This window comes from Streptomyces sp. SAJ15 (genome assembly GCF_007595705.1).
In the GTDB taxonomy this organism is placed as follows: Bacteria; Actinomycetota; Actinomycetes; order Streptomycetales; family Streptomycetaceae; genus Streptomyces.
In genome coordinates, this window is sequence record NZ_NISY01000011.1 from 120,552 (window position 1) to 139,527 (window position 18,976).

18 protein-coding genes and 1 other RNA gene are annotated in these 18,976 nt (G+C 70.6%); 8 read left to right on the forward strand and 11 right to left on the reverse strand.

Features of this window, described 5'->3' with window-relative positions; all coding sequences use genetic code 11:
* Window positions 1-15: 15 nt before the first annotated feature.
* The gene (locus CD790_RS24770; protein WP_144385545.1) at window positions 16-1,656 is read right to left on the reverse strand and encodes an alkaline phosphatase; all 1,641 of its coding nucleotides are present in this window, start codon (window positions 1,654-1,656) and stop codon (window positions 16-18) included.
* A 352-nt stretch (window positions 1,657-2,008) separates the two neighbouring features.
* On the opposite strand from CD790_RS24770, the gene CD790_RS24775 reads away from it, so the two are divergent.
* The 3 genes from CD790_RS24775 to CD790_RS24785 all read left to right on the forward strand — a co-directional run bounded on the left by CD790_RS24775 (window position 2,009) and on the right by CD790_RS24785 (window position 5,860).
* A complete protein-coding gene (locus tag CD790_RS24775; protein ID WP_144385546.1) occupies window positions 2,009-2,647 on the forward strand; it encodes a hypothetical protein in 639 nt (212 codons plus the stop codon).
* Between the two features lie 235 nt (window positions 2,648-2,882).
* Window positions 2,883-4,253 carry a phosphatase PAP2 family protein gene (locus tag CD790_RS24780; protein ID WP_186319214.1) on the forward strand — a complete coding sequence of 457 codons (1,371 nt, stop codon included), beginning with the start codon at window positions 2,883-2,885 and terminating at the stop codon, window positions 4,251-4,253.
* A 260-nt stretch (window positions 4,254-4,513) separates the two neighbouring features.
* Entirely contained in the window at window positions 4,514-5,860 is a 1,347-nt protein-coding gene (locus CD790_RS24785) for a phosphatase PAP2 family protein (RefSeq protein WP_260867855.1), read from the forward strand.
* A 196-nt stretch (window positions 5,861-6,056) separates the two neighbouring features.
* Here the strand turns inward: CD790_RS24785 and tgmC are convergent, their stop codons facing one another.
* The 5 genes from tgmC to CD790_RS24810 form a co-directional block, all read right to left on the reverse strand.
* Window positions 6,057-7,223, reverse strand: a complete 1,167-nt coding sequence (gene tgmC / locus CD790_RS24790) for an ATP-grasp peptide maturase system methyltransferase (protein WP_144385548.1) — start codon at window positions 7,221-7,223, stop codon at window positions 6,057-6,059.
* Window positions 7,220-8,185 (reverse strand): ATP-grasp ribosomal peptide maturase, encoded by a 966-nt coding sequence (tgmB, locus tag CD790_RS24795; RefSeq protein WP_186319215.1) that lies wholly within the window; start codon window positions 8,183-8,185, stop codon window positions 7,220-7,222. Before tgmB ends, tgmC begins: the two co-directional genes overlap by 4 nt.
* The gene (gene tgmA, locus CD790_RS24800) at window positions 8,185-8,442 is read right to left on the reverse strand and encodes a putative ATP-grasp-modified RiPP (RefSeq protein ID WP_144385625.1); all 258 of its coding nucleotides are present in this window, start codon (window positions 8,440-8,442) and stop codon (window positions 8,185-8,187) included. The genes tgmB and tgmA overlap by 1 nt, the downstream gene beginning before the upstream one ends.
* A gap of 370 nt (window positions 8,443-8,812) precedes the next feature.
* On the reverse strand, window positions 8,813-9,451 hold the full coding sequence (locus tag CD790_RS34825) for a hypothetical protein (RefSeq protein WP_186319216.1): 639 nt from the start codon (window positions 9,449-9,451) through the stop codon (window positions 8,813-8,815).
* Window positions 9,448-9,711, reverse strand: a complete 264-nt coding sequence (locus tag CD790_RS24810; protein WP_144385550.1) for a hypothetical protein — start codon at window positions 9,709-9,711, stop codon at window positions 9,448-9,450. The genes CD790_RS34825 and CD790_RS24810 overlap by 4 nt, the downstream gene beginning before the upstream one ends.
* A 283-nt stretch (window positions 9,712-9,994) precedes the next feature.
* Between CD790_RS24810 and CD790_RS24815 the strand changes: the two genes are divergently transcribed.
* Window positions 9,995-10,843: a helix-turn-helix transcriptional regulator gene (locus CD790_RS24815; RefSeq protein WP_186319217.1), complete on the forward strand. Its 849-nt coding sequence runs from the start codon at window positions 9,995-9,997 to the stop codon at window positions 10,841-10,843.
* Complete coding sequence (locus CD790_RS24820) at window positions 10,813-11,019, forward strand: DUF397 domain-containing protein (RefSeq protein WP_144385552.1); 207 nt, start codon at window positions 10,813-10,815, stop codon at window positions 11,017-11,019. Before CD790_RS24815 ends, CD790_RS24820 begins: the two co-directional genes overlap by 31 nt.
* 209 nt (window positions 11,020-11,228) lie before the next feature.
* Here the strand turns inward: CD790_RS24820 and rnpB are convergent.
* Window positions 11,229-11,630: RNase P RNA component class A (gene rnpB / locus CD790_RS24825), an RNA gene on the reverse strand.
* Between the two features lie 90 nt (window positions 11,631-11,720).
* Between rnpB and CD790_RS24830 the strand changes: the two genes are divergently transcribed.
* On the forward strand, window positions 11,721-12,521 hold the full coding sequence (locus tag CD790_RS24830; RefSeq protein WP_144385553.1) for a MerR family transcriptional regulator: 801 nt from the start codon (window positions 11,721-11,723) through the stop codon (window positions 12,519-12,521).
* On the forward strand, window positions 12,518-13,204 hold the full coding sequence (locus tag CD790_RS24835) for a hypothetical protein (RefSeq protein WP_144385554.1): 687 nt from the start codon (window positions 12,518-12,520) through the stop codon (window positions 13,202-13,204). The genes CD790_RS24830 and CD790_RS24835 overlap by 4 nt, the downstream gene beginning before the upstream one ends.
* On the opposite strand, the gene CD790_RS24840 is transcribed toward CD790_RS24835, so the two are convergent.
* Window positions 13,149-14,735: an RNB domain-containing ribonuclease gene (locus CD790_RS24840; protein WP_144385555.1), complete on the reverse strand. Its 1,587-nt coding sequence runs from the start codon at window positions 14,733-14,735 to the stop codon at window positions 13,149-13,151. The genes CD790_RS24835 and CD790_RS24840 overlap by 56 nt on opposite strands.
* A 178-nt stretch (window positions 14,736-14,913) precedes the next feature.
* Between CD790_RS24840 and yaaA the strand changes: the two genes are divergently transcribed.
* Window positions 14,914-15,711: a peroxide stress protein YaaA gene (gene yaaA / locus CD790_RS24845; RefSeq protein WP_144385556.1), complete on the forward strand. Its 798-nt coding sequence runs from the start codon at window positions 14,914-14,916 to the stop codon at window positions 15,709-15,711.
* 386 nt (window positions 15,712-16,097) lie between these two features.
* On the opposite strand, the gene CD790_RS24850 is transcribed toward yaaA, so the two are convergent.
* Genes CD790_RS24850 through CD790_RS24860 form a run of 3 tightly spaced genes read right to left on the reverse strand, consistent with a single transcriptional unit; the run spans window position 16,098 to window position 18,962 of the window.
* On the reverse strand, window positions 16,098-17,339 hold the full coding sequence (locus tag CD790_RS24850) for a bifunctional RNase H/acid phosphatase (protein WP_144385557.1): 1,242 nt from the start codon (window positions 17,337-17,339) through the stop codon (window positions 16,098-16,100).
* Window positions 17,340-17,353: 14 nt separating this feature from the next.
* A complete protein-coding gene (locus CD790_RS24855) occupies window positions 17,354-18,097 on the reverse strand; it encodes a zinc ribbon domain-containing protein (RefSeq protein ID WP_144385626.1) in 744 nt (247 codons plus the stop codon).
* A gap of 16 nt (window positions 18,098-18,113) precedes the next feature.
* Complete coding sequence (locus CD790_RS24860; protein WP_144385558.1) at window positions 18,114-18,962, reverse strand: Nif3-like dinuclear metal center hexameric protein; 849 nt, start codon at window positions 18,960-18,962, stop codon at window positions 18,114-18,116.
* Window positions 18,963-18,976 lie beyond the last annotated feature (14 nt).

The following is an 18,976-nucleotide window of genomic DNA, read 5'->3' on the forward strand; positions in this document are numbered from 1 at the left end:
CGGGCCCGACGGGGGTCACACGGCTTGGAGCCCCGGGTTGCCCGACTCGGTGATGAAGGAGGCGGCGGTGGTGACCACGCCGCCAGGGGTGGTCACAGGGGAGACCGTCCGGTAGTCGGCGCGGGCCTGGTCCTCGTCGAGGGTGAGGAGGACGTAGCCGCGGCGGCCGTTGTAGAACTTCATGTGCGGGTTGGCGGCCATGAAGGTGGCCCAGTTGGACGGCTTGTCGGCGCCGTTCCTGCCGCTGCTGACGGAGGTGCCGACGATCTCGACGCCGAGGGTGCGGGAGGACGGGTCGCCGAAGTCGCGCTTGATGTCCATGGCGTACGAGACGTGGACGTCGCCGGTGAGGACGATCAGGTTGTCGATGCCGGCCTGCTCGACGCCGTCGAGGATCCGCTGCCGGGATGCCGGGTAGCCGTCCCAGGCGTCCATGCTGAGCTTGGAGCGGGCGGCGGTGGTGTCCTTGCGGCGGCAGAAGGTGACCTGCTGCGGCAGCACGTTCCAGGTGGCGGTGGAGCGCCGGAAGCCGTGCAGCAGCCAGCGCTCCTGGGCGGCGCCGATCATGGTGCGGCTCGGGTCCTCGGACTCGGGGCCCGGGTACTGCCAGCCGTCGCCGTACGCCTGGTCGGACCGGTACTGCCGGGTGTCGAGGATGTCGAACTGGGCGAGCCGCCCGTGGTGGAAGCGGCGGTAGAGCCGCATGTCGGGACCGTCGGGCCGGTGCGGCCGGCGCAGCGGCATGTTCTCCCAGTACGCGCGGTAGGCGGCGGCCCGGCGTAGCAGGAACTCCTCCGGCGGGTTGCCGTTCTCGTCCGTGTCGCCGGCGTAGTTGTTCTCGGTCTCGTGGTCGTCCCAGGTGACGAACCAGGGGAAGGCGGCGTGCGCGGCCTGGAGCTCCGGGTCGGTCTTGTAGAGCGCGTAGCGCAGCCGGTAGTCCTCCAGGGTGAGGGTCTCGCGGTTGAAGATGTCCGGAAGTGTGCGGTCGGTGTACTTGCGGGCGCCGCCGACCGCGTTGACCGCGTACTCGTAGAGGTAGTCGCCGACGTGGAAGACGGCGTCGAGGTCCTCGTCCGCGAGGTGTCCGAGGGCCGTGTAGTAGCCGTCGTGGTACGCCTGGCAGGAGATCAGCCCGAAGCGGCCCTGGTCGACGTGGGCGCGGCGGGCCGGGGCGGTGCGGGTGCGGCCGGCCGGGCTGGTCCAGGAGCCGACGCGGAAGCGGTACCAGTAGTCCCGGCCGGGGGCGAGGCCGTCCGCCTCCACGTGCACGGCGTAGTCGAACGCGGCGTGCGCGGCGGCGGTGCCGCGCCGGGCCACGCGTCTGAACCGGTCGTCGCGGCAGATCTCCCACTCCACCCGCACCACGCCCTCGGCGGGCAGCCCGCCGCGCGGCTCGTACGGGCGCGGGGCCAGCCGCGTCCACAGCAGCACGGAGTCCGGCAGCGGGTCGCCGGAGGCCACCCCGAGGGTGAACGGGTCCTCCGGGAGGCTGTGCGGCGTCAGCTCCGCCGCGTGCGCGCTCGGCAGGTTGGTGCTGAAGGCGAGGGCCGCGGCGGCCGAGGTGACGGTGAGGAACCGGCGGCGTCCCAGACGTGCGGCGGCGGCCCGAAGCTCCGGCTGGTGCGTGGCGCGTGCTGAGCGTGCTGCGTGTGCCATGTGTCCCATGGGGCATTCCTCCGACCTGAGAGGTGTCAGAGGAAATTGGAAGCGTTACGGGCGGCGATGTCCTGACCCGTTCACGACATATATATGTCGTACGAGTGAGATCCACCTCCGCTTCAGGCATTCGGCGTAATTCGCGGGCGGGGTGTTCTCGGCGGGGTTCGTGTGGCAAGGTCATCTTCCCGCCGCCGCAGGAGCGGTGTCGGGATGAGGAAACCTCCTGCCGACGCGCCCGTAGGACGCGCCCGCGGGACGCGCCCGGACGCGCGCCTTACGGTCGAACGTCCGGCGAAACCCCTCCACCCCACGCCCCGCCGAAACACCCTGCCGACCGAAGAGAGCCGACGTGCGTTCTCTCCCCATCACCCTGGGCGCCCGCCTGCTGCCCGTCGCCGCGCTGACCGCCGCCGGCCTGGCCATGACCGCCACCGGCCCCTCGGACGCACACCCCAAACCCGCCGCCGGGTCGGACCCCTCCCCCACCCCGAGCGCCAGCGCACCGGCCCCACGCCACACCGCGCCCCCGCGCGACGCCTGCGCGACGCTCCCCGTCGCCACCGTGAAGGCCCTGGTCCCCGGCGCCAACCCCGCCGGCTCCCTGCTCACCTCCAGCGACACCACCCGCCGCACCGGCTGCTCCTGGCACGCCCTCCACGGCTACGACTACCGCTGGCTCGACGTCACCTACGACATCGCCCCCACCCGCCGTCCCCCCACTCCCGCGACCGAGATCCCCGGCACCCCCGTCCCCGACCTCGGCGACCACGCCACCCTCACCGAACGCGTCACCACCGAAGACGGCCAGCGGACCCGCGAGGCGGTGGTCGTCCTCCACCAGGACAACGCGATGATCACCGTCACCTACAACGGCGGCGACTTCGAAACCGGCGAGGCCGCCGACGCCGACACGATCCGCAAGGGGGCGCTGACGGCGGCCAGGGCGGCGCTGGAGGCGTTGGCGGAGCCGGGATCCGGGGAGGAGTGAGCTGTCCACGGGACGTGGCGCCCCGCCGTCGCACGGGGCGGGGACTGCCTGGACCGCTCCGATAACATGACCCGAACTCATGATGACCGCCCCGATCGCCCACCCTTCGTCAGAAAACCATGCCATCCAGCACGATGAGTGACATATTCCGCCAAAACCTAGCAAATCGGCCAGGCAATTGATATCGCGAATAAACGGCAGAAATACATTCGCCGCGTGGCGTCAACCGCGGGCGATGCTGTGGGCCACGGCCGGCGTGGTAACCCTTGGATTCCTCATCGCGCTGGAGATCGCCGCACGCCACTACGGCCTACCGGGGCCGATGGCCAACCAGGCGAAAGAGGTGATATTCGCCCCCAAATCGGGGCCGTTGCTGTACGCCAGCATGGCGCTGATGATGGTGGTGCTCACCTGGCGGGAACGGTTCATCGCCTTGGGTGTCGCGATCGGCATCGACATCGCCTTCTTCCTGGTGCGGTGGGCGGTCGACGCCAAGATGATGTTCGGCAACGGCGCGCTGTGGGTGATGTTGGGCTGCGCGGTCATCGCCGTCACGCGCCGCACCGGCCGGGAACGCGCCCTGCTGCTGAAGGGCGTCGGGCTGGGCCTGCTGCTGGTGGCCGGCCGCAAGACCGGCGACACCTGGCTGCTCATCACCTCGAAGACCCGCCCGATGGTGCTCGACCAGTACGTGGCGACCGCCGATCAGGCGCTGGGCAACCCGTCGTGGGTGGTGGGCCGAATCGTCCAGGCCACCGATCCGATCGGCACCCACCTTCTCGACTGGGTCTACATTCAGCTCGCGGTGGCCGCGGTCGTCGTCACGATGTACCAACTGCGCCACGTGGCGGTCGAGCGTCGCTTCCCGAGCCATCACCTGGTGCGCACCTTCCTGGTGATCGGCCTCGTCGGGCCGGCCATCTACATGATCTTCCCGGTGGTCGGACCGATCTTCGCCTACGGCACCGGCGCCTTCGGCACCGGTGGCGAACCCTGGGCGATAGCCAACCTGTGGCCGGACACGCTGCCGACGATCGACACCCCGCAGCCGATGCCGTACGACGAGATCACCCCGCGCAACTGCATGCCCAGCCTGCACACGGCGTGGGCTACCGCGATCTTCATCCACTCCCGCAAGGGCCCACGCGCTCTGCGCTTCGCGGGCACGTTCTGGCTGATCGCCACGCTCGGCGCGACGCTGGGCTTCGGCTACCACTACGGCGTGGATCTCATCGCCGGCGTGGTGTTCACGCTCACGATCGAGGCGGCTCTGCGCTCGATCACCCGCGGCTGGGACCGGTCGGGAATCCAACTGGTCGCCTACGGCACCGCGGTCTTCGCCGCACTCCTGACGTCCTACCGCTATCTGCCGACGCAGATGGCCGACTACCCGTGGCTGTCCGGCCCCCTTCTCCTTCTGGCGATGGCCTCGGTGATCTACGGCTACGTACGGACCGCCAAGAAGTGGGAGCCGAAGGCCGCCGTACCGGCACCGCGGAACGGCGTGGCCCGCGGCGCGAGTGGGTTGCCTCGGGAGACGACCGAGGACCTCTGCCTCACCAAGGCGGCCGGTTCCTCCGAAGGCGCTTCGAACCCGATCGACTGATCACCGGTTCGCGCCTCTTGCGCTGCGCCGCGCGCGGCGGGGCGGGCCGGGGCGAGAACCGGGTCCGCCCGGACCGGGGAGAACCGGGTCTACCCGGACCGGGCTTGGCCGATATCCCGCTCAGGCCGCCCGTTTCGGCTCCGATAGCATGGTCCGACTTTTTGACGATCGCCCTCATCGCCCACCCTTCACCGGAAAATCATGCCATCTAGCACGATCAGCAGAATATCCGACCAAAATCGAGCAAATCGGCTAAAGCATTGATATCGCGAACAGACCGCAGAACCGCGTTCGCCGCGTGGCGTCAACCGCGGGCGATCCTGTGGGCCACGGCCGGTGTGGTAGCCCTCGGATTCCTCATCGCGCTGGAGATCGCCGCGCGCCACTACGGCCAGCAGGGGCCGATCACCAACCAGGCAAAAGAGGTGATATTCACCCCCAAATCAGGGCCGCTGTTGTACGGCAGCATGGCGCTGATGATGGTGGTGCTCACCTGGCGGGAACGGCTCATCGCGACCGGTGTCGCGGTCGGCATCGACATCGTCTTCTCTCTGGTGCGGTGGGCGGTCGACGCCGAGACGCCCGCCGGCTACGGCTACCCCTTCGGCAACGGCGCGCTGTGGGTGATGCTGGGCTGTGCGGTCATCGCCGTCACACGCCGCACCGGCCGGGAACGCGCCCTGCTTCTGAAGGGCGTCGGGCTGGGCCTGCTGCTGGTGGCCGGCCGCAAGACCGGCGACACCTGGCTGCTCATCACGGCGAAGACCCGCCCCACGGTGCTCGACCAGTACGTGGCGACCGCCGATCACGCGCTGGGCAACCCCTCGTGGCTGGCAGGCCGGATCGTCCAGGCCACCGGCCTGCTCGGCGCCCATCTCCTCCACTGGGTCTACATCCAGCTCGCGGTGGCCGCGGTCGTCGTCAGCCTGTACCAACTGCGCCACGTGGCGGTCGAGCGCCGCTTCCCGAGCCATCACCTGGTACGCACCTTCCTGGTGATCGGCCTCCTCGGGCCGGCCATCTACATGATCTTCCCGGTGGTCGGGCCGATCTTCGTCTACGGCTCCGACGGCGGCCAGTGGGCGGTGGCCGACCTGTGGCCGGACACACCTCCGCCGCTCGACGCGCCGCACCACATGCCCTTCAACGAGGTCACCCCACGCAACTGCATGCCCAGCCTGCACACGGCGTGGGCTACCGCGATCTTCATCCACTCCCGCAAGGGCCCACGGATTCTGCGATTCTTCGGCGTGTTCTGGCTGATCACCACGCTCGGCGCGACACTGGGATTCGGCTACCACTACGGCGCGGACATCATCGCCGGTGTGGTCTTCACGCTCACGATCGAGGCGGCTCTGCGCTCGCAAGCACGTGGCTGGGATCGGTCGGGAATCCAGCTGGTCGCTCACGGAGCGACGGTCTTCGTCGCGTTCTTGCTGTCCTATCGCTATATTCCGATGCAGATGGCCGAACTTCCGTGGGTATTCGGACCGCTTCTCATTCTGGCGATGCTTTCGGTGATCTACGCCTACATGCGGACCACCAAGCGGTGGGAGCCGAAGGCCACACCGGCGCCGCAGCCGGAGCCGCAGCCCGAACTGGTGTGAATCGTGTCGCGTCGGGTGGCGGGCTGAGCGCATCCCGAATGCGACCCTCGGCGGGTTCGTGCCCGGTGCCCGACTGACGGCAGGTGGCCGGCCGGACCCGCCGCTCACTACGTCATGTAAAAGGAGGCTCAGGCACCCATCTGGTGCCCGAGCCTCCCCGAATCTCAGCCGCTACCGGTCACCGGCCTCTAGGCACCTAGCTGAGGTGGTGTTCCCATCGCAGTGCCGGGTTGTCGCCGATCCAATACGTATGGGTCCTGGCAGTGATGTGGAGCTTCACGGCGGTGATGTCGGGACTTCCCTCACCCTGCCAAGCGGTGAGAGCCTGCTCGATGTCGTCCCACAGGGCCACGGGCCCACCCTGGCGGACGGTCCAACCGTCTCCGTCAGCGATGAATTCGGCAAAGGACTCGCGCTGCGGGTCGAAGAGGTACAAGAGCCGTGTGCCGTCGCCGCGGACGGCGCGGACGAACTGAGCGCCGGGTGCGGCAAGCTGAGCGAGGAAGGCAGGCATCCACTCCTCAAGCATGAGGGGAGATACCTTTGAGCTTCGCTCACTGTCTGCGTATGCAGTGCGGGCGGAGAGGTCGCCGGCCAGTGGGGCCATAGCTTGAGAACGAGCGTGCATAAAGGAGGAGCGGCCAACGATCCCGCCTTCGGCGGTGCCGTCGTCGCCAACGGTGACCTTCGCAAGGCCGGTGCCATAGGGCCATGCGCCGATTGTGGAGAGCACGACCCCACCAGGTTTGGTCTGACGGATCCAGGTGTGAGGAATCCGGCGGACGGCACAGGTAGCGATCACCCGGTCATACGGAGCGCGGCGCGGATGGCCAAGGAGCCCGTCTCCCGTCACCGTCCACGTCGAGAAACCGGCCGCTTCCAGCGCGGCATCCGCGCGGGCCGCCACATCCTGGTCGACTTCAACCGTCGTCACGTTGTCTTCGCCTAGGCGGTGGCACATCAGGGCCGAGGAATAGCCGGTACCCGTGCCGATCTCCAGCACCTGATGCCCGTCTTCCAAATCCAGTTCCTCGATCATGCCGACCACCATGACCGGGGTGGTTGAGCTCGACGTTGGTACACCGGTCACGAGGTCGGCGGCCCGGTCCGCCGTAAGGTGTCCGTCGAGCTGAGTGGTCAGAGACTGATCGCTGTAGGCGATCGTCGCCCACTCCGCCCGGTCTGCCCCGGCCGCTGTCACCGGCCGCCAGCGCCCGCCGTCCATGGGAAGAAAGACGCCAGGTTCTAGGAACAGCTCACGCGCCACGGACTCGACCGCGGTCCGCCACTTGGGTGACTTGAGGACGCCAGCCGTCTCCAGCCGATCAGCGAGGGCAGATCGTTCGGACGCGGTATCGGTCATGAGTTGTCTCCTTGTAGGAGGTCAGCGAATGCAGCGGACATCTCCAGTCCGGTCTTGTCCTCCAGCCACCCCCACTGGCCGTTGGGGTTCAGCTCCAGCCACCAGTAGTCGCCCGCCCGATCCACGGCAAGGTCGAAGCTTCCGGAGACCAATCCGAGGTGGTCCAGGAAGCCGAGGAGCGCCTTGTTCACGTTGTCGGGCAGGTCTACCACGGTGTAGGAGAGGGCGGAGTAGTCCTTGCGCCAGTCCAACAGGTCGGAGTCGATCCTTACGGCGAACGCTCGCCGGCCGACCACCAGCACTCGTACGTCTGCGGCCTTATCCACGCGGACCTGAAAGAGGTGCGGTGCCACGCGCACACTGTCATCAATCTCGTCGGCGGTGACCGGCTCCGCCCACCCGGTCACCGGGACTCCGTCTCGCTCGTACGGGGTCCACCGCAGCGTCTTGTAGATCACCTGACCGTGGGCAGTGATGAACTCCCGCGCTGCGACAGGATCGTTGGTGACGAGTGTTGGTGGCACCGCGAGGCCGAGCCGCTGCGCGAGGGCGAGTTGAGTGGGCTTGTAGTCGGCGGCGGTGATGCGAAGGGGGTGGTTGACCCACAGCGGCCCCTCAAGGGCATAGAGAGTGCCTCCGAGCCCATAGCGGACCTGCGCCGCAGCGAACCGCGCATCGTCCTCGGCTAAGTGCTGGAACGTGGGCCAGACGGGGCGGCGCCAGTACACCGCCCGCACCTGGGCCAAGTCGGCAGTTCTCGACACGGTACGCACCTGCCCGACCACTGGGGCCGGGCAGGTACCAAACCGAGCCGAGACCGTCAGGCCGCCCTCCCCGATGTCGGCAGGGTTGAACCTGACTACTGGAACGTGGCGCCGGTTGAGTTCGGTGATCACCATGTCAGCAGTGAAGTCATCCGCCTCGGTAGCCACCAGGACTGGCCTGTGCTCGGTCACGGGCATCAGTCCTGCTGACTGTCCTGATCGTGGCCCTGGTCCGGCTGAGAGTCCAGGTTCGTGGTCGTGGGGGTCTCCGTGCCGGCGCTGGTGCCGTGCTTGCCCATCTCAATTACCTGGCCGCCGCGGTCGCGGAACACGCCAAGCTGCGTGTCCGGGTCAACCTCGACTGTGGCGTGCGGCCGGCAAACCGTGGTGGGGTACGGCGCAAGTCGGCTAGCCCCCCACGGTCGGGTGGCGGTGAGCCCAGTAGCAGTGGTGATCACAGTTGACTCCTCAGGATGAGTTCTGCGGATCTGGGTGCCTGCACTACGAGCCGAGTGGCTCGGTTATACCTCGCCTCCCTTCCTTCATGAGACGTGAACTGGTCGATCCCTTGCTAACCCGCCCGGCGGACACGCTCCCCAGCGAGTATCCGCCGGGCGGGGGACTGGTGCGGATGGGCAGGGCGACCGGCTGTGATGGGCTGGTCTTCATGTCGGTCGCTCCTCCCCAACTCGCCAACTGGACAGGTGGTGTGAGGTCCCGCCCCTACCGGTGTCGCCTTCGGGGGATTGACTGGCACACGGTAGGGGCGGGCGCGGGACCTGGTCCCCGCTGAGGTAACCGAGAACAGCGGGGACCAGGAGTCTTCTACGGCCCGAAGATCGAAGCAGGTGGAGACGCCAGGGCAGCCATGTTCAGCCCACCGCGGTGCCCGTTCTGCCCTTCCTCCACGATCGACTGTTCCAAGGGCCTCGCCGACATTGGAGCACTGCGCGGATAGTCCGGAGGAGTTGGCCGGAGCGCCGGTGTGGGCCGCGGCGGGGCCTCAACGGGCCACTCCTCTTTCGTGGGCTGACGGAAGCCGGCGGTGTCCCAGGACGTGCCCTTGCCATTCGGCGGATACAGCGTCACCCGAGCACGTTGCGGACCCGTCCAACCCATCATCAGCCCCACCTTGCCGGTCACCGTGTCCATCACCGGATCACCGACCATGGGCATGGGGGTGATCGGCGCCGAACGGGAGTCTCGGCTCTCAGCCACGTTGATGGCCATGAGCAGCCCCTCAACGAGCCGTTCAGCGAGGAACCGCAGTTCTTCCACGGTCGCCTTCGGCTGCTTGATCAAGTGACGGGCGTGCCCCAGAAGCTGGCTGCACATGAACACGCTCTCGTCTTCCGCTGCGCTGTCGATCGCGTCGGTTATGCGGCTGAGTAGGCCGTCCGGGTCGTCGGTAATCACAATGCCCGTACGGCCGTGTTCGTCGGGGGGAAGCTGTCGGAGAGTCACCACGACACCTCCGTGGACTGGCAGCCCGCGCACTCGTTGACCCCGAGCCTGCCCCGGCCGTCCACGTGCTCACTGGACAGCACGTAGGCGCGGGCCAAGGCAACGTCCGCTCCCTTGACCTTCAACGGCCGCCACACCACGCGCGGCAAGGCGGCCGCACTGGCCGGAGCCTGGGCGACCGGGGCGGGACCGCGCCGTCGCACCGATGTGCGCAGCCTCCCCAGCACCGATTCGAAGATCAGCACGGTACGTTTGTTCACGTCATCAACTCCCAAGCGGTTGGTGGCCACGCCCCCGGACGTTCGCCCGTCGCGGGGGTCTTTACGTATGTGGCCTGAGCTGCGGACGCCCCACCTTGGCCTAAACCTGCCGCCGCCCCTCGTGTGGAGCACCACAGGATGGGCATCACGACACCGAGAATCGAACATGGCGTCAGCTTCGGTTACGGCCTGGGATGTTCCGATGACTAGTATCTGCCCGTAGCTCTACGCTCGACCCCGCCAGGGACTTGATGGATCACAGAGTCAAATGGGGGATACAAACATGCCAGCCCCGAAACCGCTTGACCCACACCAGTCCCGCGCGGCCGAGCTCGGAGCAGCTATCCGCAAGTATCGGACTGCGAAGAGGTGGACTCAGGCCGAGCTCGGCAAAGCGGTGGCGTTATCGAACACGGCCATCTCAAAGTTCGAAAGCGCCGTCAACATCCCCTGCCGTGACACCGCTCGACGCATAGACGACGCCCTTGGCGCGAACGGACATGTTCGCAGGCTCCGAGACCACCTCGATGACAACCCTGACGCAAAGTGGGTCCAGAAGTTCCTTCACGAGCACCTGAACGCTGCGGAGACCCGGCAAATCAGCGGGTTCACGCCCCTTCTGCTTGAGACAGAGGAACACACTCGGCTCGCACTCCAGGCAGGACTACCGCTGTACGGCGGAAACCTAGATGACAAGGTCATCTATCGAGCGAAGTTGCGCCAGGCCCTGCTTCGCCCCAATCCTCCAATGTTCCGCGTGGTGCTGGAAGAAGCTGCGTTACACATTGCAACTGGCAGTAAAAGGGTCATGCGGGACCAGTTGCTCCACCTGATCGAGCGTTCACGTGAACCGAACGTCGACCTTAGGGTGTTGCCGTTCGAAGGTCACGGCGTCTTCAACGAGGTCGGCGACGTGACCATCTGGGATCGACCGAACAGGCCCCCCGTAGCATTCCGACCATCCGGGCGTTCTGGAAAATTCATCACGAAGCGGGAAGCTGTTGCGGATCTCGTGGGCCTCTATGATCACCTCTACCGCATAGCGCTAGACCAAGAGGCATCAAGAACCCTTATCCAGAAGGCTGCTGAGGAGTTGTACCCGTGCGCACGACCCGAATCGACCTGTCCATAGCTGACTGGCGCAAGAGCACCTACAGCACGGGAGGGAATGGCTGCATTGAGATCACTGAGCAGTTTCCCGGCGTCGTGCCTGTCCGTGACAGCAAGAACCCCGAGGGCCCTGCCCTGGTCTTCTCCTCCGACGGCTGGTCGTCCTTCGTCGACGCTGTGAAGCGCGGCGAGCTCTAGACACCTGACCGAGCCTGAACGCGTCAAGTTAGGGCACTGACCTGGACCGGCTCAGCGGCCCAGGCACCGCCACAGGATCGCCACACAGCACCGAGAAACACCCGGAAACGGTCACAAAGAGTGAGCAGTGATTACTCGGCTCCAGGGAGATGAAAGTGGCCCCTGACCAGGCAAAAGACCTGATCAGGGGCCTGCCCCCGAAGGGGCGGCAGACGAGTCGGGCTGTACGCCGGGTTCTGTCATCGGCGGGCCTCGCGGCCCGTCGAGAGACGGCCATCCATCTAGGACCGGTGTTGCCACCGGCCTCGTGCGGTCTACCCGCGGACTCGGGCGAGCAGCCCTCGAACATCCGCGCAGAGCCGCCGCGAAGCGGCTCCTCTTGACCTTGCTCCGGGTGGGGTTTACCGAGCCGCCTGAGTCACCTCAGGCGCTGGTGGTCTCTTACACCACCGTTTCACCCTTACCGAGGACCGAGGTCCCCGGCGGTCTGTTTTCTGTGGCACTGTCCCGCGGGTCACCCCGGGTGGGCGTTACCCACCACCCTGCTCTGTGGAGCCCGGACGTTCCTCGGCGGGACCCGTGGGTCCCGACGCGGCCGTCCGCCCGGCTCGTCTGCCGTGGTGACCATGGTAGACGAGCCGGGGGCGGGGGCCGTACCCGGCGGTTGACCTTGTCGTCGCGTCAATGTGTTCACTGACGGTATGAGGATCGGAGAGCTCGCGGCGCTGGCCGGGGTGAGTACCCGGACCGTGCGCCACTACCACCACCTGGGGCTGCTGCCCGAGCCGCGGCGGCTGGCGAACGGGTATCGGGTCTACGGGTTGCGGGACGCGGTGGCGTTGGCGCGGGTGCGGCGGCTGACCGAGTTGGGGCTGGGCCTGGACGAGGTGCGGGACGTGCTGGCGGACGACGCCGGCCGGGAGCTGCCCGAGGTCCTGGCGGAGCTGGACGCGGACCTGGCGCGGCAGGAGGAGGCGCTCCGGGCCCGCCGGGCGCGGCTGGGCGTGCTGCTGCGGCAGGCCGAGGAGGCGGGCGGGCTGCCCGCCGAGGGGCCGGTCTCGGAGGAGCTGGCCGCGCTGTTCGGCGAGATGGCGCGGGCCTCCGCGGCGCGGCCCGGGCCGGAGCCGGCCATGGCCGCCCAGGAGCGGGAGCTGCTCGCGCTGATCGACTCCACGGCCCCGCCCGAGGCGCGGGCGCGGCTGCACGCGATGCTGGGCGAGGCCGCCGCCGCGCCCGGGGCGATCGAGCGGGCCTACGAGGTGTACGCGCTGCTTGAGGAGCTCGCCGACGCGGAGCCGGATGACCCGCGGGTCGCGGTGGCGGCGCGGGCCGTGTCCGCGTGGATGCCGGACGAGGTGGTGGCCCAGATCAGCGCGAGCTCCGTGACGGCCGCCTCCGCCGGGGAGGACGCCTTCGCTCGCGCGTACTTCGCCGAGTTCGCCCCGGCCCAGGCAGAGGCCATCCGTCAGGCGATGGCGCTCATCGCGGAGCGTGCTCGATGACCTCGGCGAGCACCGTGGCGCGGCGGTTGCTCGCGCACGAGGCCCGGGTGCTGGTGAGCCTCGCGCTGTGGCCCGCACGGCGGCGGCCGGGGGTGCGGGCCCAGGACGCCCCGCTCCCCTACGCCCGCGAGCAGGCCGCCACCCTCTACGCCTTCGTCTTCGTGTGCGTCCTGGAGACGGCCGGCATGTCCGTGCTGCTGGCGCCCTGGCCGGCGGTCCACGGCGTGGTCCTCTTCCTCGACGTCTACACCGTGCTGCTGATACTCGGGGCGCACGCCGCCTGCGTCGTACGGCCGCACGTGGTCGCCCCCGAGGGGCTGCGGCTGCGCCACGGCGCCCGCTTCGACCTGTGGGTGCCGGCCGCGCTGATCACCTCGGTGCGGTACGACAGCCGGTTCCCCCAGGGCCCGTCGGTGCGGGCCGAGGACGGGGTGCTCGATCTGTCGGTGGCCTCACGGACCACGGTCACCGTCGAGCTGAGCGCCCCCGTCACCGCCGTACGGCCGCTCGGGGCGCGGATCGCCGTACGGACACTGCGGTTCCACGCCGAGGATCCCCGAGCGGCGGTGGCCGCCGTACGGAACCTCGTCGCGGCCGGTGTCGGCGCGCCCGCCGGCGAGGCCGCCGCTACGCGGGGACGAAGCGCGCCTTCGCCCGTCCTGGATCGGCTTCCACCAGCCTGACCCGCAGCCGCCGGCCCAGCGGCAGCTCCGGTCCGGCCGGGTCGCCGTCCAGCCGGCCGACGACGGCCGGGTCGTGGAGCTGGACCGTGCCGCGGGTGGGGTCCCGCTCCGCCACGTCGATCACACAGCCGTCGAAGACCTCGCCGACCCGGTCGCGGAGCACCGCCGCCTCGATGAGGTCCACGCACTCGCGCTCGGCCCTGTTGGCACGCGACGCGCCGGCGGCCATCTCGGCGGGGAGGTCGTCGAGGGCGGCGCGGACCCAGTCCGGCACGCTGATGCCGGTCGCGGCCGCCAGGCAGAGTTCGCCGGTGTAGCGGTCGACCAGACGGCGCAGCGGGGCGGTGCAGTGGGCGTAGTCGTCGGCCAGGGCGGCGTGCCGGGCGCGGGCCGGATCGGGCGGGTCGCCGTCGAAGGGGGTGTAGCCGGCGCCGCGCAGCAGGGCCGTGCACGCGTGCAGGAAGGCGGCGTGGTGGGCGGGGACGTCGCGCGGCGCGGGGCGCGCCCCGTTGAGCGGGGACGGCGGGTGGGAGGGGTCCAGGGAGCGGATGACCTGCGCGTACGAGGTGCCGTGCGGCCACTCCACATCCAGCGCGTGCGCCACGCGGCGCAGCCGGCCGACAGCGCCGTCGGGAGCGGCGGGCAGCGTGCGCAGGATGCCGGTCCCGGCGGCCAGCATCAGGTCGGCGGCGGCCATGCCGGTCATGAGGGAGATCTGCGCGTTCCAGCCCTCGACGGGGAGTGGGGAGCGGTAGGCCAGCGTGTAGCCGCCCACCGCGCCGCCGTGCCCCTCGTTGCCCTCCGTCCCGCTTCCGCGCCCGTCGCCGCGCGCGCCCTCGCCGCCGTCCCCGTCCCCGACCGGGACGACCTCCTGCTCCGGGACGGTGAGCGAGATACCGCCGCGGGCCCGTTCCAGCTCCTCCCGCAGCAGCCCCACGTCGCGCAGGAGCGACAGCGGTTCCTCGGCCGCGCCGGCGTCCAGCTCGCGCTGCACCGCCGCGTAGTCCAGCCGGGCCCGGCTGCGCACCAGCGCCCGGCGTACGTCGGTGAAGACCACCTCGCCGAACTCGTCGAGGTCCAGCTGCCAGAGCAGGGCGGGGCGGTCCTGGTCGGGCAGCAGGCTCGCGGCCCCCTCGCTCAGCACCTCGGGGTGGAGCGGGATCCGTCCGTCCGGCAGGTAGACGGTCAGCGCCCGGCGGTGGGCCTCGGTGTCGAGCGCGCCGCCCGGCACGACGAAGGCCGCGACGTCCGCGATCGCGTAGTACACCCGGAAGCCGCCCGTCTGGCGCACCGACAGGTACATCGCCTGGTCCAGGTCGTGCGCGCCGGGCGGGTCGAGGGTGAACAGCGGGACGTCGGTGGCGTCCTCCCGGTCCGGCAGCGGCCGCGGGTGCACCGCCGCGTCCTCGGCCTCGGCGAGCACATGCGGCGGAAAGCCCGCCGGCAGCCCCAGTTCACCGCGCAACGCGCGCAGCGCGGCACGCAGCGGCGCACCGGCCGGCTCGGCCACATGCATGGGTCGGCGGGGCATGGCTCCGAGCGTAGGCGTGGGACCACGCCGCCGCCTCCCGGCGACGCCGGCACCGCCCCGGGTCCCGGCCCCGGGTCCCGGACCCGGGCCCGCCCGCGCCCCCGCAGCGCACTCCGCGACGTCCGCGACCCCGTAGGGTTCCTGGGGGCCGACTTCACCGACACCGAGGAGACACACCGTGCTCGTGCTGCTGCCGCCGTCCGAGGGGAAGGCCGGGGAGGGGTCCGGCAAGCCGCTGGCGCTGGACGCGCTGGCGCTGCCGGGGCTGGCCGAGGCGCGGGCCAGGGTGCTCGACGAGCTGGTGGCGCTGTGCGAGGGCGACGAGGACAAGGCCGCCGAGGTGCTCGGGCTGAGCCGGGGGCTGCGTGGCGAGATCGCCAAGAACGCCGGGTTGCGCACCGCGGGCACCCGCCCGGCCGGGGAGATCTACACGGGGGTGCTCTACGACGCCCTCAGCCTGGCGACGCTGGACGCGGCCGCCCGGCGGCGGGCGGAGCGCTCGCTGCTGGTCTTCTCCGGGCTGTGGGGCGCGGTGCGGATCGGCGACCCCATCCCCTCCTATCGCTGCTCGATGGGGGTCAAACTGCCCGGTCTCGGCGCGCTCGGCGCCTACTGGCGCACCCCGCTGGCCGACGTGCTGCCCGAGGCCGCGGGCGGCGGGCTGGTGCTCGATCTGCGCTCGGCCGCGTACGCGACGGCCTGGCGGCCGAAGGGGGAGGTCGCGGGGCGTACGGCGACGGTGCGGGTCCTCCAGTCGAAGATCGTGGCGGGGGTCGAGAAGCGGTCGGTGGTCAGCCACTTCAACAAGGCGACGAAGGGGCGACTGGTCCGCGAACTGCTGACGTCGGGCACGGCGCCGGCCGGGCCCGCGGAGCTGGTGACCGCGCTGCGCGACCTCGGGTACGCGGTGGAGGCCACCGCCCCGGCGAAGGCCGGCACCGCCTGGTCGCTGGACGTGATCGTGACCGAGCTCTAGCCCCGCGCCCCGCCTCCCGCGTCTCCGTTCTCCGTTCCCGTCCTCCACTCCGTGGTGTGGCCCACCGGTGGGATCACGGCGAGCTCCGCCCCCGGGCTACCTCGCCTGCCGAACGAGGACCGCAGGGGCGGCGGCTGGACGGTGTCGGCGCCACGGCCGGCCTGTACCCGGCGCCGCCCGGTATCCCGCGCCGCGCGCGGGACCTGGCTTACGAGCGGTCGCCACGCCCGCGCGGGAACGAGGCGACCGCGCGGGGCTGAGTCCCGCGCGGCCACCGCGTGCGCGCGCGGCGACCGCGGTCGCATGTGGGCCCGTTCTCGCGCGGTCGCCCGTTCTCGCGCGACCACCGCGCCTCCGCGCGGCCGACGCCGCGCGCGCGTGCGCGGCTAGCGCAGGTGCGAGGTGTCGTTCAACAGTCGCACGCTGGCGTTGCCGTCCGCGTAGTACGCCACCGCCGACAGCGACGCGGCCGACAGCTCCATGCGGAAGAGCGACTCCGGCGGCGCGCCGAGGGCGAGCCGCACCAGCGTCTTGACCGGCGTCACATGCGTGACGAGGAGGACCGTCTTCCCCGCGTACCGCGCGATGAGCTTGTCGCGGGAGAGCGCCACCCGGCGGGAGACCGTCGCGAAGCTCTCGCCGCCGCCGGTCGGGGCGGCCTTGGCCGACGCCAGCCAGGCGTCCAGGTCCGCGGGGTGCCGCTCGCGCACCTCCGCGAAGGTCAGCCCCTCCCAGGCCCCGAAGTCGGTCTCGCGCAGCCCCTCGTCGACGCGCACGTCGAGACCGAGGCGGGCGGCCACCGTATGGGCCGTCTCCTGGCAGCGGCGCAGCGGCGAGGTGACGACGGCCTGAATGGTGCCCCGCGCGGCGAGCGCGGCCGCGACCTGCTCGGCCTGGCGGCGGCCGGCGGGCGACAACTCGGGGTCGGTGCCCTGGGCGCCGCTGCCCGAGAAGCGCTTCTGCGGGGTGAGCGCCGTCTCCCCGTGCCGCAGCAGCACGAAGGTGGTGGGCGCCCCGAGGTCGGCGGACGCGGCCCAGCCCACCGGCGGGGTCTGCGGCCGCTCGGCGGCCAGCGCCGCCTCCGACGTGGGGTCCGCGGCCACGGCGGACGTGGCGGACGCGACGGACGCGCGCGAACCGACCGCGGCGCCCGGCTCGGCGCCCGTCGCCACAGCCGTCGGCGCCGCGGCGCCGCGCTTGGGCTGCCACTGGCCGCCCTTGGCGCCCGCGTCCATGGCCTCGTTGGCGAGCCGGTCCGCCGCCTTGTTCTGCGCGCGCGGGATCCACTCGTAGGACACCTGGGGGGCCGGGAATATCGTCGCCGCCTCGGCGGCCAGCGGCCGCATGTCGGGGTGCTTGATCTTCCAGCGGCCCGACATCTGCTCGACGACGAGCTTCGAGTCCATGCGGACCCGTACCCGCGCGTCCGGCGCGAGGGCGTGGGCGGCGCGCAGGCCGGCGATCAGTCCGCGGTACTCGGCGACGTTGTTGGTGGCGCGGCCGATGTACTCGGCGGCCTCGGCGAGCGTCTCGCCGGTGGCCGCGTCGATCACGACGGCGCCGTAACCCGCGGGCCCCGGGTTGCCCCGGGACCCGCCGTCCGCCTCGACGATCAGTTCACGCGTCACGTTCGACGGCCCCGTCACAGCCCCGACTCGGGAGTGCGGACCAGGATGCGGCTGCAGTTCTCGCAGCGCACCACGGCGTCGGCGGCGGCGGCGCGCACCTCGTTGATCTCCGTGATGTTGAGCTCCAGCCGGCAGCCCTCACAGCGCCGCTGGTAGAGCCGGGCCGCGCCGATGCCGCCCTGCTGGGCGCGCAGCTTGTCGTACAGCTTCAGCAGGTCGGCCGGGATGGACCCGGCGACGACCTCACGCTCCTTGGTGACGGTGGCGACCTCGGCGTCGATCTCCTCCGCCGCCGTGTCCCGCCGCGCGGTCGCGTCGTTCAGCTTCGCCTGCACGGACTCCACACGGCCGGTCAGCTCGGCGACCCGCTCCTGCGCGGCCTCGCGGCGCTCCATGACCTCCAGGACGATGTCCTCCAGGTCGCTCTGGCGCTTGGCCAGCGAGGCGATCTCGTGCTGAAGGCTCTCCAGGTCCTTCGGCGAGGTGATGGCGCCGGAGTCCAGGCGCTGCTGGTCGCGGGCGGCGCGCTGGCGCACCTGGTCCACGTCCTGCTCCGCCTTGGTCTGCTCGCGGGCGGTGTCGCTCTCCTCGGTCTGCGCGGCGACCAGCAGGTCGCGCAGCTGGGTGAGGTCGCCGTTCAGGGTCTCGATCTCGGCGTGCTCCGGCAGGGTCTTGCGCTTGTGGGCGAGCTGCGAGAGCCGGACGTCGAGGGACTGGACGTCGAGAAGGCGGATCTGGTCGGCGGGCGCGGCGTTCAGTGTGGGGCTCCTGTGGTTAGTGAGGGACAGCGGAGGACGCCGCGTGGGCGGTCCAGGGGTCGGTGACCGTACGGGAGACATGGGTGCGCAGCCCCCAGCCGTGTCGGTCGGAGATCTCGTCGAGCTGGGCGGCGGCCTGCTCGGTCCACGGCCACTCGGTGGCCCAGTGCGCGGCGTCGACCAGCCCGAGCGGGCTGCGCTGGCTGGCCTCGGAGGCCGGGTGGTGGCGCAGGTCGGCGGTGAGATAGGCGTCGACGCCGGCCGCGCGCACCTCGTCGAAGAGGCTGTCGCCGGAGCCGCCGCAGACGGCGACCGTGCGGATCACGCGGTCGGGGTCGCCGGCGAAGCGGATCCCCTGCGCGGTGGCGGGCAGCCGGTCGGCGGCGCGCCGGGCGAACTCGGCGAGGGTCTCCGGCGTTTGGAGCTCGCAGATCCGGCCGAGGCCGCGGCGGCCGGCCGGGTCGGCCGAGTCCGGCACCAGCGGCGCGGTGACCCGCAGGTCCAGGGCGCCGGCGAGGGCGTCGGAGACGCCGGGGTCGGCGCGGTCGGCGTTGGTGTGCGCGACGTGCAGCGCGATGTCGTTCTTGATCAGCGTGTGCACGACCCGACCCTTGAAGGTGTCGGCCGCGACCGTCGTGGTGCCGCGCAGATACAGCGGGTGGTGGGTGACGAGCAGATCGGCACCGAGCCGCACCGCCTCGTCGGCGACCTCCTGCACCGGGTCGACGGCGAAGAGCACCCGGCTGACCTGGGCATCCGGGTTGCCGACATCGCCGCACACCGTGCCGACGGCGTCCCATTGCTCCGCCCACTCGGGGGGCCAGAGGGCGTCGAGCGCGGAGAGGACATCAGAGAGTGCGGGCACAGGTCAGAGATTAC

What these genes read in the sequence shown, in the direction of transcription:
- CD790_RS24770 (WP_144385545.1), bottom strand. Translation starts at nt 1,656, where the DNA reads ATGGCACACGCAGCACGCTCAGCACGCGCCACGCACCAGCCGGAGCTT.
- CD790_RS24835 (WP_144385554.1), top strand. Translation starts at nt 12,518, where the DNA reads ATGACCTCGGCGAGCACCGTGGCGCGGCGGTTGCTCGCGCACGAGGCC.
- tgmC (WP_144385548.1), bottom strand. Translation starts at nt 7,223, where the DNA reads ATGACCGATACCGCGTCCGAACGATCTGCCCTCGCTGATCGGCTGGAG.
- tgmB (WP_186319215.1), bottom strand. Translation starts at nt 8,185, where the DNA reads ATGCCCGTGACCGAGCACAGGCCAGTCCTGGTGGCTACCGAGGCGGAT.
- CD790_RS24815 (WP_186319217.1), top strand. Translation starts at nt 9,995, where the DNA reads ATGCCAGCCCCGAAACCGCTTGACCCACACCAGTCCCGCGCGGCCGAG.
- CD790_RS24830 (WP_144385553.1), top strand. Translation starts at nt 11,721, where the DNA reads ATGAGGATCGGAGAGCTCGCGGCGCTGGCCGGGGTGAGTACCCGGACC.
- CD790_RS24840 (WP_144385555.1), bottom strand. Translation starts at nt 14,735, where the DNA reads ATGCCCCGCCGACCCATGCATGTGGCCGAGCCGGCCGGTGCGCCGCTG.
- CD790_RS24780 (WP_186319214.1), top strand. Translation starts at nt 2,883, where the DNA reads ATGCTGTGGGCCACGGCCGGCGTGGTAACCCTTGGATTCCTCATCGCG.